Origin of the sequence: uncultured Ruminococcus sp. (assembly GCF_947301925.1) — a bacterium.
Classification (GTDB): domain Bacteria; phylum Bacillota; class Clostridia; order Oscillospirales; family Ruminococcaceae; genus Ruminococcus.
In genome coordinates this window covers 59153-72760 of sequence record NZ_CAMYUE010000003.1, presented here as the reverse complement: position 1 = coordinate 72760, position 13608 = coordinate 59153, and the positions used below count along the sequence as shown (strand labels likewise).

Below are 13608 nucleotides of genomic sequence, written 5' to 3'. Positions count from 1 at the left end.
AAAGCAAAAAAGACGGACTCAGTGTCCGTCTTTTTATCATTTCTTCTTCAGAAAATCCTCAAACGTGCCTGTTCCGCCGCCTCCCGTATATGCGTAGTAGGCCAGCACCTTTGAAGCGTCCACCGCGTCTATGGAGCCGTTTCGGTCCACATCGCAGACCTCATAATCCTCCTCTGTGGGCAAGTCGCCCCCTTCGATTGAAGCTTCGGCATAGATGGCAAGTATCCTCGATGCATCGATAGCATCGATGCTGCCGTCACCGTTTTCATCGCCAAGCTTTCGTGCAGGCATAACAGGAAGTGTGGTTGTCGTAGTCGTAGAGGTAGTAGTGGTGGTGGTAGTAGTCTTTTTCTCGCCTGACATCTTTATATATCCGTTGTAGATACCCTTGCTGAAAGCATATGTCATCTGGAGCTTTCCCGCATAATCCTGTTCGGAATTTATGAAGGTATCGGCTACTATGCCGTCATCCACATATGCCATACCGATGGGATAGACCTCACCCGGCTCTGCATTTTGGGGGACGATAAAATCAATAGTGAATATACTGCCATTGCTCACCGCAGTATCATCTGAATATGCATAGAATACCAGCTGTCCTTCTTCGACCATAGCAGAACCGGTGTTGAAGTCTCCGGTTACTTTACCCGGGTTGATAACCTCGCCGTCACCATTCTTCTTCACAGTCAGTCGGGTATCATAAAAAATATGGAACTTCATAATGCTGACAGGTTCGGTAGCGCCATGAATGCTGCAATACACACGCTGTACCTTGCCGTTTGCCTTGCCGTGTTCAAGCGTGATCTGGTCGAAAAAGATCATAAGTCCGCCTTCATAATTCCTCGGATTAATAGTCGGCATATTCCACTCAACCGGCTGTACCCAGCGCCTACCGTCATATGGAACTTCCATGTCGTCCTGTTTGTTAAAGGGATTTTCCATTCCCGCTGTGGACGTTTTTTTATTATTCAGCCCTGTATCAGTGATACTGTCAGGGATCTTCGCAGCAATGCCGTCATTGGCATAGGCCGTTTCAAAAGGCGCTATGGTTATGCACAGTATCGCTGCAATAAAAACAGAAATCATATGTTTTATATTCATTTTCTCACCTTATCCATAAAGCATTTTTTTACCTTATCAAAACTCAGACTTTTTGCAGCACTATCAAGCATGATTTCTGCAATAATATATCCGATCGCAAGAATGTCTGTTCACGGCCGTGAAGCATACCTGTTTCTTGTTATGCCCTATTATACCAAACGTCCACGAAAAAGTCAATAATTCATAGCTCATATGCTTTATACCGAATGGTCATACGATCATTCGTATAGATCGCTTCCATACAGAGCGGCAACAGTCTGAGCATGACATATACCACTTTAAAAATCAACTATCGGCAGATAGCGTTTTTATATATCACTTTCGTGCTGAAAAAGATTGACACATTGTGCTCCGCTATGGTATAATAGTTCCGTAATTTGTTTATGGAGGGGAAAACAAATGAGAATGGTAGAAATAGGATACAATCACAGACACGGCAGAAATTTCTGTATAGACAGACCCAACGGCACCGAAAGCTGGCTGATGCTGATAGTAAAGACTCCTGCACATTTCAGGATAAACGGCAAGGATATCCGCACCTCATCACATTCATTCATAATATTCCGCGCCGATACGCCTCAGTATTACTATCCTGCCAGCAACGAATACTTCGACGACTGGATGCACTTTTTTCCAGACGAGCACGAACAGCAGATGATGGCAGAGCTGAATATCCCGCTTGACAGGCCTGTGGATATAACGGACATAACGGAAATGTCCGAGATGATACGCAGTATGTGCTTTGAGCACTACTCCTCAAATTCCTTCAAGGAAAAGTCCATCGATCTATACTTCCGCCTTCTCATGTACAAGACCTCTGAGAAGCTGAAGAAAAAGGAGACCATTTCCGACCGTCCCGAGGGCATATACTCCGAAAAGCTCCTGTGGATACGCCAGTCCATATACCGCTGGCCGGGCAGAGACTACTCCATAGATGATATGGCTAAGGAACTCTCACTGAGCCGCTCCCGTTTCCAGCACCTGTACACCGAGACCTTCGGCGTCAGCGTCAACAAGGACGTGATAAACAGCCGCCTCAACAAGGCTGCGGAGCTTCTCAGGACCACCGATCTCTCGGTAAAGGAAGTGGGCGTGAACGTTGGCTACAGCAATACCTCCTACTTCGTAAAGCTCTTCGGAAGCTCCTACGGACTGACTCCCCTTCAGTTCAGACAATCAGAGGATACAAAAAGATAAAAGCGCTTCAGGCAGCTTTACTCAGCAGAAAAACGGATAACCGGGCCTGTAACCGCAGGCTCGGTTTTTTTATGCCGCTGTCCGGCTGAGTGAGCTTCCCGGGCGCTTTCTATTTTTCCAGACCTGCAAGCACCGCCACTGTCAGCACCGCAAGAACTGCTATAAGTATGTATGCCCATGTGAAATGGAACTTTACCGCAAGCACCAGCAGAGCTGCTGCAATGACCGCCATATATCCGAGGAAGCGGCTGCGTATGGCCTGCTTCTTTCGTCTGACGGCAGCCTTTTCCGTTTCCTCCTCGTTATGGAGGCGGCGAAGCTGATCCAGCTCCTCCTGCTCCTCACTGTCTATCTGCTCCTGCTCTCTCATGAATATGCTGTCGCGGACCGCACTGACAAAGCGTTCGTATACCGTATTGAGCTTTACGCTGTCATCGCCCTCCGCAAAGCGCAGAGCATTGCACATATGATCTCCGATGAGCTCCGAAAGCTGTGCGCGGAATACCTCATCATCGGAAAAGTCAAAGCCAAAGCGCTCTATATAGTCGTCGGCAAAGCTGCCGACCATTTCCTCTCTCAGAAGGTCGTCTGTATTACGGCAGCCGTTGTCACCGAGAAACCGTGCATAATGCGCTTGCCAGCAATAGGGATCGGCGTCGAGTATAAGTCCGCTGTACTCCTCTGCGGCGTCGAAGTCCTCATCTGCAAGAAATATCTTCATGCGGCGTATAAGCTTCTCGGGAGTCTTTTTGGCAATGCTCCGCGGCCGGCTGCTACCGCTCTCCTCCGCAAGGGCGTTTACGCTCCTGATGATATCGCTGAGGAAGCCCATTCTTGTTACGTCCTTGACGGAAAAGCCTGCAAGCTCCGCGGGCAGACTGCGGGGATCGGTATTTTTCAGGCATACAAGGAGCCGCCTGCCGCTGTCCTTTTTTGCCCCCGCTGCGCACCTGCTCCACTCGCTTCTGAATCTGGGAACGCCGAAGTTCTCAATGCGGCAGCCCACCACCAGCAGCACCGAGGAATTGCCTATGGCCGCGGTTATGTAGGGCTCCTGCTGATTTTCGGGCATATCTCCCAGAGTCACAGGAGCATAAAAGACCTTTATGCCCTCCTGTGTGAGCTGATGGCATATCTCTCCCGCCACTACGCTGTCGGACGTGGAATTGCCGCTGTCATCGGTGGTGCGGCAGCATATGAACACATCGTATCTCTCGCCTGTGCCTATGCGCTCAACGGTCTCGCGGCGGAGCATCTCCAGAGCCGCAGCCTCTCTGCGGTAGAACGCCGCCTGCATAGGCGAGGCTGTCAGCAGCGCACCGTGGTAATATGGGTCACCTGTAAGCTCTCCCGCAGCTGTTCTGGTGCATACGGCTATCTTCATTCCCGATATGGGATCGTCCTCGTACTCAACTCCCCAGCGGCACATGACCATTCCCCAGTAGCCCTCCGCTTCATCGGTGATATCCTCGCACAGCCTTGTGAAAAGCTTTTCCGCCCCCTCGAAGTCGGTCCTGAGGCGGAGCTGACAGGCCTTGTTGTACATCTCTGCATACTCGCCGAAGTAGCGCAGGGGATAGGTCTGACGGGAGCCGCAGTGCTCACACTCGCATACGCCCGTACCGTCATCGGGGGATATATCTCCGCCGCACATCTTGCATATAAAATCCAAAGTCTCCGCCTCCTTTCATACTTTGTTATTATACCACACACAGCCGCAGACTGCAACCGTTTCGGCGCATTTTATATGAGCTGCTGATAGAAACGTTTCAGGCAGCTTCCTGCACGTTTGGAAGCTCCATGACAGAACGGTAAAAAAATGCCCCCTTGTGTTAACCACAAGGGGGCGCTGTTCATTTGTTTTTATTATCAGTAAAGTCTCTTGCGTCTGATCCTTCTGATTATGAATATGATCAGAGCTGCTGCGGCAGCTGCCGAGCCGAGGATGACCCACAGCCAGAAATAACCGATATAAAGATTATCTATCTCCTGTATGCTGTAGACGTTTCCTGCTTCGTCCTCAAGCTTTACGCCGACTCTGTGCCAGCCCTTGTCAAGTGTGAAGGACAGGCTCCTGTTCTCGGGTGAATACTCAAAGTCAATCTCCTTGCCGTTGTCGTATACCTTACAGTTGGTCATATCCAGCTGCTCGTCGATATTGCTTACGGTAATGGTCCTTGACTTGTTGCCTGCGAACCACTTCCACGACCTGAACGTCTTGGGAAGATCGCACTTAGGCTCGATATTGTCGATATGTAGCCTTCCCAGGTCTATTCTTGCGTCGTCGTTCTTTACCGACAGGTAAAGCTCTGTATCTGTGTCGTCACGGAAATTTTCCCTGAAGTAATCCGAACCGAGAGTGAATCTTGATATATTCACTCCGTAGAGGCTTGGATCGTTCTCAGCCCTGAGGCCTGTGAGCTTTTCATCGCCGTTGTAGTCTCTCAGAACTACCCTTACATCGGAGTTTTTCTCCGAGAATACCACGATATCGATATCGCTGAAGTTATCGGGTCTCTTGCTTATGGGATCTCCGTTTTCGTACTGGAATGAATACCAGCCAGTCTTTCTTGCGGCGTTACTGTTGGGGATATACGCAAGAACATCATTGTCCACCAGTCTCATATAGGTATTGGAATTGAGATAGCTCTCGTTTCCTGCCTTGTCGACTGCTATGAGCTCCAGCGCGTAAACGCCGTCCTTGTCGAATTCGGGAAGAGTGAATTTAGTGTTCTTGAGAGTTCCTGTCTGGCCGCTGTCCTCGGGAAGGAACATATTTGTGGGCCTGATGACCGCCAGCTCCTTGCCGTTCTTGTACTGAGGAGCATATACCGTCAGAACGTACTTCAGATGATCGAAGTTTGCGTCCATGAACTCTACGGTAGGTATCGCATCGTCCTTTCTTGAAGCGCCGTATACATCAAGGAACTTATCGGCGTTGGAGCTGTCCACTCTCCTGCCGTTCTTCTCCTTGACCTCGGGTCTGGTGGTATCCAGCTCGAATATGCCCGAGCTTGAAGCTTCGGCACTGTTGCCCGACGGGTCAACGGGTGATACCTCTATCCTGTATACACCGTCCTTCTTCAGCTGTGCCGAAAGAGTATGAGTGTCTTTATCGGATTTCCAGTTAGCTCTTGAAACTATGGAATTTGTAACATCTGTAAAGCCTGTATTGTCATGGTCCGAACCGGGATCCTTGTGCCAGATCTTCAGTCCCGACCTTTCGGGATCGAAGTTGTGCTCTACAACTGTTATCTCGATGTTCTGCGCTCTGTTGAGGTAATCTCCGTTCTCAGCCTTTGCAAAATCCTTGAGGTTGCTGGAGACCACGGGAGATGTAACGTCCATGAAGAACCTGAGCTTTGAGCGGTCCATATTTACCTTTGCGTTATGACCTGCTCTGTCAGTACCTCTTATATCGAAGGTGAAATCGCCCTCGCCGAATACCAGATGGGCAACGTGCTCTGTGGAAGATACCGATCTGAAATCAACTGCCGGAACTGTGCCTCCGTAGCTGTTATTGATGGTTGTCCTTATGAGATCCTCGTCGAAGTTTCTCTCCGTTACCTTTATGGTGACCTCGGGTCTGTGCTGAGCGCTGTAGTAATTGGTATCGTCTATACCGCCGTTTATCTCAACATCGATAACAGGCTCCGTAAGGTCCACGGTGAATTTCTCGGAGACCTCCTTATCGGAATGATTGCCCGAATTGTCGCCTGCGTCTGCGGTGATATATATACCGTTATCGTCAGTGTCAAATCTGAATGTCTTTCTTACCTCGGTTATGAGGTTGCGGTCTCTTGCAGAAACTACCCAGCCGTCGGATATATCATCTGTGCCGCTGAGATCGTATTCCCTGAGATCGATGTCCGTGCGGTCGTTGCTGCGCTTTTCGGAATCAACGGCGCAGTGTATGTCCCTGATTCCCGACTTTACGTCCCTGATGACCACAGTGACCTCTGTCTCCGACGAATAGAGCTTGTTGCCATCCTCATCGGAATTCCTTGTGTTGTTTATGCCTGATATTTCAATGGAAGGATCCTCGTTATCGGTAACATAGCCGTGAGTGGTCATTTCCTCGGAGTTGTGTCCTACGTTATCGTATACGACCGCGAATATCTGTCCCTTGAAGTCAAGGGGGATCTCCAGCCACGAATATCCGTAGATACCCTCGGGCTCGCTTTCCTCCTCGTTCTCCCTTTCCTTATCGGCATTCAGGAGCGAATCAAGGAGCTGATACTCCTCGGAGTCCTCTGCCAGGCCGTCTGTTTCGGAATATACCTTCAGGCTGCCGCTCTGTATCTGATCAATGACGCCCTCGCCGTCCGCATAGGGAAGCAGCTTGTAATCCACTCTGTTAAGGCCCGATGTGGGGAATGCGTCGGATACTCTGAATACTGCCCAGAACTTTCCGCCGAAGAAGTAGGTGTATGCGGGAATATCCTCAGAGTTGAGGAACTCCTGCGTTTCGCCTATATCGTCCGCAGATGCGGGTGAGAATATGAATTTCTCTATCTCAGGTAAGATAACGTCAAGATTGTAATCGAAGGTTACCGCCTCTGTGAGATTGCCTGCATTGTCCAGAGCCTGTACCTTGAACTCGTATGCGCCGTATTTCGGCTGCTCGCTAAGAAGCTCATGGAGCTCCTCAGTATCAAAGCCGAACCACAGCTCGTCGGTAAGAGCTCTTTCTTCCTCGGCAGCCTCTTCGGCTGCTTCCGTATTCTCTGCCGGAGCCTCTGCGTTTTCGGTGTTCTCCTCGTTTGCCTCTGCATTTTCATCTGCATTTCCGGCCTTTTTCTCGGGAATCACCAGGAATCTCTCGGGATCCTCTATCTCCTCGCCGTTGATCCACATGAACACCTTGCTTATACCTGCCTGGGCGTCATGTATCTTTACGGTGAAGTGCTTGTGCTCGGCGTACCATATATCCTCGTCGGGAGCCTTTTCGTCTCCGTAGTTGCTTATATGGTGAGGATAGATGAGCTCGTTTTCCTTGGGCTTCTCATCGGGAGCTTCTGTGTTTCCGGCAGCTTCGGTGTTCTCCTGATCTGCTTCCTCGCTCTCTGTCTCCTCGTCCCCCGTAAGGTCGCTTTCCGGGAAGCCTATGCTTATCACGGGAGCATTCTTCTCGATGACGGCGCAGTTCTTTCCGCTGCCGCCCTCGCCCTCTATGTTGAATTCCTTCTGGTCGTTTATTTTTCCGCAGAGATCCTCGGCGATTATGCTGATATCGTTGTAGAATATCTGATCTCCGAGGGGGAGCTCCGCTTCGTATATGTAATGGCCGTCGCCGCCGCCTGACGGATTCATCAGCACGGGCACGATATTACCGTCTGCATCCACATAGTTCAGCATAACATTGACAAGACCGCTGTCATACTTCGGTTCGTCAACATGAGCCTTTATCAGAACAGAATCATTGGAGAACACTCCGAAGGTGAGAACGTTCAGCGTCTGAATGCCTATGGAATCCGTCTTTTCAGCCTCTACCCTGCTTATAACGGGAGCGCTCAGATCGGCGTATATTTTGTCAGTGAAGTTTATACCGTGTCTTGCATGATCGTAGCCGAATACGCTGAGTGAATACTGCTGAGTACCGTCGCATGGTACCTTCTGGCCTGTGTACCTGTTTTTCAGATCGGTAGTCAGGATACCTGTCACGGGATCGTAGTCGTAATCCACATAAACGCCGTTTACTACCACACTCAGCCATTTAACGCCTGCGTCAGTGCCTGTGAGCTTTACCTTCAGCTTTGCGTTGTCGTTGTCCTCAATCCAGAGCTTTTTAGTGATATACTTTGATATACCGCTTACTTCCTCAGATTTTGCTTTAACGCTGCCTGTGTAAACGCCCACCTTCAGCTCAACGGGATCAGCCTTGCTGTTCTTGGCGCTTGTCGGTCTTCCGCTGATGTTTCCTGCATTGTCCTGTATCACAAGATTGAAGCCGTACTTTCCGTCGGTAAGAGCCTTTAAATACGGCTCTGCGTCGGGATCGGTATCCTCGTGAAGCGGGATCTTTATAACTTTTTCCGTTACGGATGAGGTATTGCTTACCGTGATATCCTTTGAGGAGATGACCTCTCCGTTGGCGTCAAGCTTTTCAATGAGTATACTCCTGATACCGCTGGAGTAGTCGTTGGTCTTGATGTACAGGAACTTATCATTTTCATTGACCCATATCCTGCCCTCATCATCGGGAGTATAGTCGCTTCCGCTGCCTGTCACACCGTGATCGTCATTATTGCTGTCCTCGAATACGAATGAACATCTCGGCGCTTCAGTGTCATAGATACAGCCGTTGGCCTGCATTCCCGAAACTATCTTGTTTATCTCGGCAGAGTTGAGCATATCGCCTCTGTCGTAGAAATTCATATTCAGCGGGAATACTCCCGAGATGTCGCTGATCTCGAATATGCAGAGAACAGGATCGTCTCTCATATCATCGCTGTTGACGTCATATTTCTTCAGCTTCTTTAAGCTGTCCTTATCCACAGGCCAGCTGTCACTGAGAGCAGTTGTTATCTTGAATTTTCCGTCCGCATCGACTGTGACATTTTCAAGGAAATCCTGAAGCCCTTCAACGTCCTCTATGGAATACATTTCAGGCTTGACGGCCTTGCCCTGCATGATGGGATAACGGAGTCCCGATACGAACTTCTTGTCTGTTTCGTCCTGTAAAACTATGGCAAGCTTCATTGACTTGTTGGTATAGTTTCCATAGTTGTACATATTCATCATCGCGGGCCGGTAATTATCATCAAGGAAGCCTGCATACAGTACCTTCGGAGGCATTACGTCCCACTCTGATCTGCATACCTGAGAATATTCGGTGACATTTCCTGCGTTATCGGTTACCCTGATATCAAGCACGAAGCTCGCACGCTCGGAAACGTCTTCGTCCAGCTCGGAATAGAGAGTCTCGAATTTTGCTTTCACACCGGCGCCTGCCGAAGGATCAATATTGCCGCTGACCTTGGTATAGTCATCGGCGAAGTCCCATTTGTACTCTATGGTCTTAATACCGCTGTCGGCGTCGCTGACGCTGAGTTCACCATTTATCTTCTTCTTGGTATTGTCGAAGTCGACCTTTACAGCCTTCTTAGTGCTGACATTATCAATGACGGGATCCTTCTTGTCCATCATCAGTTTGGACTGACCTGCGCCCGATCCGCGGTTCGCAGTAACGGCAAGCCCGATAGGTTCTTCCTTTTCCTCGTCCTTGTTCTTCAGAGACAGCACCATATCGGTATATACCGCGGTATTGCCGTCTGCCACATGGTCGGGAACGAACTCGGCGTAGTAATAGTTTATGTTATTATAATTTACGCTGATGATACCGTTTTTGCTTTCCGGTGTGCCCTCGGCCGCCTCGTCATCGGTAGACAGCAGTGAAAGTATGTCCACATCACTAACTGTAAGTTCCCTTGGTGAGAGCTCCTTATCATGGCCGTTCAGCTTTGCTTTGAGCTTCATTCCTTCAAGCTCGGTATTATCGCTTCTTTTCAGCAGGACCTTGATAACGGTATCTCCGTTGGTGACCAGTCCGCCGTTGCTGACTACGACCGTGTCGCCGTCGGAGGATATCCAGCTGCTGTCCAGCTCTGTATCACATGGCAGATAATACTCGAATGCACATTTTTTTATGACATTATTCCAATTATCCTTCAGGTAATAGTATGCGGTCTGCTTTTTTCCGTCAGCCGTTTTCTTCAACTGAAGCTCTATACTTCTGGAAAAATTATTAAGATCCTTGCCGACCTGATACTGATCCCAGTCATAAGAACATGATATCTTATACTTGTCGTTACCTCTGATATGATGTTCTCCCTTCGGGATGAACCCGATGCTCTGGGTGTCTATATTGCCGTTTTTTACTTCGAAGGTATATTTCTTGTCGAACTGAGCCCTATAGTCGCCGTGCTCCGCAACAGGAGGATTGAACTGGTATTTGCCCACATCTGCCTTCCCCGAAGCGCCCTTGACGGTACACTTGTACTTGACGTTCGTGTCTATTTCGGCTTTGTCGTTCGCAGGAACACACTCGATCACCGCGGGAACGCTCTCTCCCAGGGCAATACTCGTCGTTACAGGCTTTACGTCAACAAGATGAGTTATATTGTAGACCTCTACCGTAAGGTAATCATTTTCGCCCTCGGTAGTATCCGTAAGCTCAAAGAGGTCTGCATCGTCGCCTTCAAGAGCACAGTTTTTTATATGTGCTTTGATCTTATCGTCCTCTTTTACCAGCTCCGTTTCGCAGGTGAAGCTTACGTCCTTGCCCACGAATTCATCCCTGTTGAACTCCACCTTCTGGCAGGTATAGTCGCCGTTGTGCTCCTCGGCATATACTGTTATACCGCCCTTGGCGTCGGTCATTCTGATCTTTACGGTCCCTGTCGTCGCTTCCTCGGAGGTGGGCTCTGTCGCTTCCTCTTCCTCAGCTCCGGCTGTTGCCTCCGCTGCCGCTGGACTGCCCTCCTCGGATTCCGCGAGAGCCGTATACGGTATAGCGTTCGTAGACAAGAGCGCCACCAGTATTATTGACAGAAGCTTTTTTCTCACTTAAAACACTCCATTCTCTTATAAAAGGATCTTTCCCCTGAAAAGGCCTCAGCCTTTATTCTTATCTGTGATAACATTCTGAAGTGCGCTGTAAAACGCGCTTTTTGTCCTGCTGCGCTTGTACTTGTAGAAGTACAGGATAAGTCCTATCACCAGCGAAACCAGCGCCAGCGCCAGCGAAGCCGCCATAGGCACTGTCAGCCAGGGCGAATCATACTTCAGATCCAGTCTGCTCTCAAGAACGGAATACTTTCCCGTTGCCTTCAGCAGACCGAAGATGACCGCTGCACCGACCACGACTCCCAGAAGCACCTTTCCGAAGGAACGCAGTATATACTGGAGCAGCAGATGCTTCTCCATAAAGCGTCCTACAACGCCCGATGATCTTCTTCCCATGGCTCTCAGCCCCCTATCTCCGCGAGATACTGCTGTATCTCGGATCTTTCGACGCCCCTGTCCTCAGCCAGCAGACGTATGGTCTCGTCATTGTCCAGAACATTCCTGAGCTTTATGACGGCATTTCTGAACCTGCCGTCCTCCCTGTATCTGTCAAGCACCTCAAATGCCTCTGTATAGCCTGTCTTGCCGACCTCAGCGTTGTATATCGCCTTTGCTATCTTATAGCCATCACTCTCGGTGGCAGGCTCTATGGTCATGATCTCGGAGGTGATCTCCTTGAAGTTTTTCGGGTTGCCGTGCTGCATAATCTCGTCGATATGGGCGTTGAGCTGTTCGCTGCCCTCCATCTTCTTCAGCAGCTTCACAAGGAGACCTGCTTCCTTATCGTCGATATCTCCGTCCTCGTATGTGAACCCGGATATCATTTTATATGTGCTGTCCTGTCTGCCTCCCGGAGCTGTCTTTATCAGATCCATGGACAGGGTGTCCAGCTTATAGAACTGTGTTACGTTATATCCCGAGACAAGGCTTTTCCACTTGTCCATGGCTACTCTGTAGCCCACCAGGCGGTAAAGGGATATCATCAGCAGGAAGGCCACCGCAATGCCCATAGTTATGCCGAACATACCGAAGGCGTTCCTTACCTTTATATTCTCTGCGCGGACGATAGTCGGGGCGGAATTTCTTGCGTCCTCTATGTCCTTTTTCAGATCGGAATACGAATGGTAGAAGTCCCTGTTGTCCTCCTCGGTATAGTGAGTGGTACGGGCTTTTGTACAGGTACGGATAATATTCTCTATCTTCTTGTGATAGTGTATGGAAGTAAGAGTAAGGTCTCTGCCGCAGTAAGCCTCGTCTCTCAGGAAGTTGTCCTTGTAGAAGTCGTGGCTGTCCTCGGAGAATATCCTGTTTCCCGTTACCAGCTCGTATATGTTCAGGCACTCCCAGAATGTAGCTCCGAATGAGAAGATATCGCTCTCAATTGACATCTTTCCCTTTTCCAGAGGCTGTGCGAACGGGAACTGCGAGCCATCGGCCGCCTCCGCATAGCACTCGGGAGCGGCATAGCCAAGGGTTCCGTACTGGAACATCCTGTCCACCGTCTCCTCGCCGCTGTAGTCCACGGGAGCCATTTCCACCCGGGCGAATCTGTCCGCCTTTGTTATGCGCTTTGCACGGCCGAAGTCGATGAGCACCAGCTCTCTGCCGTACTTGGTCACCATAACATTTTCGGGCTTTATATCAAGATGAAGTATATTCTTCTTCTCGGTAACGAATTCAAGTATCTCGCAGAGGTTTATCATGAACTGTATTATCTCGCCCTGATACTTTATAAGATTTGCATAGTTCTTATAGCTCAGATCGATACGCTGACGCTCCTCCTCGGGATAGTCGTGATAGTTTATGACGCGGCTTAGTCCGTTGTCCAGGGGCTCGGCTCTGCGGAGCTTCCAGCTCTCCTCGCGGCAGTACTCCTCAAGGGACCAGCCGTCTATGTACTCCTCAACAACGCAGAAGTAGCCCTCGCCGTTTATGACTCTGCCCGATATGTACACACATGGCATACTGAAATCGCCGAGATCCTCTATTACGTCGAAGATGCGCACTATAGACCTGCATTCCTGAAGATCGTCGAATATGCACAGCTCCTCTTCCTTGAACTTCTTCAGCCTGTCGATGATACCGCTGTCGGTCCTTACATATCTGGGCTTGAACTTCAGTACGCATGAGAACTGGAGACCGCCGTCGTTTGCGGTCTTCAGACCCTTGTAAACGATACTCTCGGTTCCTACTGCGATGAAGCCGTCCTTATTGAGGCCGTGGGAGGTATCCACAGTGAATTTGAAGTCAGTTCCTCTTATCTCTCGGCTCATTCTTCACCATTTCCTTGTTTCCGCCCTCGGAAAAGATAAGGTTGAATATGGTCTGGGGAGAATCCTCCGGGACCTCCGTAAGACTGCTTACCTGTTCCGCCTTTTTCCTGATGTTTCTGGTATTGATATCGCCGACGCTCGGTTTTGCCATTGCCTGTTATTCCCCTTCCTGAGGATTCTCATTGAATGCTTTCAGCTCCTCATCGAGCTCGTTGTACGCGTTCTTTACGTCCTTGATAACGCTGTCGCAGATAGTATCCAGTATAGTCTTGATACCTGTGACGTTCTCCATTATATGGTCGGCTTCCTTCTGATAGGCGTCCTTGCCCTCGCCGCTCCATTTGCTGAGAAGCGTATTATTGATATCTTCAAATGTGGTCTTTATAGAATCGAATTCTATAATTGCTTCCTGAGCCTTTGTTTCAAACTGTTCAAACTTTCCTATATCCGCCGAAACAAATTCTGACAT

At 49.5% G+C, this 13608-nt stretch carries 8 protein-coding genes; 1 reads left to right on the top strand and 7 read right to left on the bottom strand.

The window, feature by feature from the left end:
- Positions 1 to 36: 36 nt before the first annotated feature.
- The gene (locus Q0Y65_RS06045) at positions 37 to 1101 is read right to left on the bottom strand and encodes a dockerin type I domain-containing protein (RefSeq protein WP_297958197.1); all 1065 of its coding nucleotides are present in this window, start codon (positions 1099 to 1101) and stop codon (positions 37 to 39) included.
- A 399-nt stretch (positions 1102 to 1500) separates the two neighbouring features.
- Here Q0Y65_RS06045 and Q0Y65_RS06040 point away from each other — a divergent pair, with 399 nt between their 5' ends.
- Positions 1501 to 2298, top strand: a complete 798-nt coding sequence (locus tag Q0Y65_RS06040) for an AraC family transcriptional regulator (RefSeq protein ID WP_297958195.1) — start codon at positions 1501 to 1503, stop codon at positions 2296 to 2298.
- A gap of 109 nt (positions 2299 to 2407) precedes the next feature.
- On the opposite strand, the gene Q0Y65_RS06035 is transcribed toward Q0Y65_RS06040, so the two are convergent.
- The 6 genes from Q0Y65_RS06035 to Q0Y65_RS06010 all read right to left on the bottom strand — a co-directional run bounded on the left by Q0Y65_RS06035 (position 2408) and on the right by Q0Y65_RS06010 (position 13608).
- A complete protein-coding gene (locus Q0Y65_RS06035) occupies positions 2408 to 3970 on the bottom strand; it encodes a hypothetical protein (protein ID WP_297958193.1) in 1563 nt (520 codons plus the stop codon).
- A 197-nt stretch (positions 3971 to 4167) separates the two neighbouring features.
- Entirely contained in the window at positions 4168 to 10866 is a 6699-nt protein-coding gene (locus Q0Y65_RS06030; protein ID WP_297958191.1) for an Ig-like domain repeat protein, read from the bottom strand.
- Between the two features lie 48 nt (positions 10867 to 10914).
- A complete protein-coding gene (locus tag Q0Y65_RS06025; RefSeq protein WP_297958189.1) occupies positions 10915 to 11262 on the bottom strand; it encodes a hypothetical protein in 348 nt (115 codons plus the stop codon).
- Between the two features lie 5 nt (positions 11263 to 11267).
- Positions 11268 to 13139, bottom strand: coding sequence for a protein kinase domain-containing protein (locus Q0Y65_RS06020; RefSeq protein WP_297958187.1), 1872 nt, complete (start codon positions 13137 to 13139; stop codon positions 11268 to 11270).
- Positions 13114 to 13290 (bottom strand): hypothetical protein, encoded by a 177-nt coding sequence (locus Q0Y65_RS06015; protein WP_297958185.1) that lies wholly within the window; start codon positions 13288 to 13290, stop codon positions 13114 to 13116. Before Q0Y65_RS06015 ends, Q0Y65_RS06020 begins: the two co-directional genes overlap by 26 nt.
- Before the next feature lie 6 nt (positions 13291 to 13296).
- On the bottom strand, positions 13297 to 13608 hold the full coding sequence (locus Q0Y65_RS06010) for a hypothetical protein (protein ID WP_297958183.1): 312 nt from the start codon (positions 13606 to 13608) through the stop codon (positions 13297 to 13299).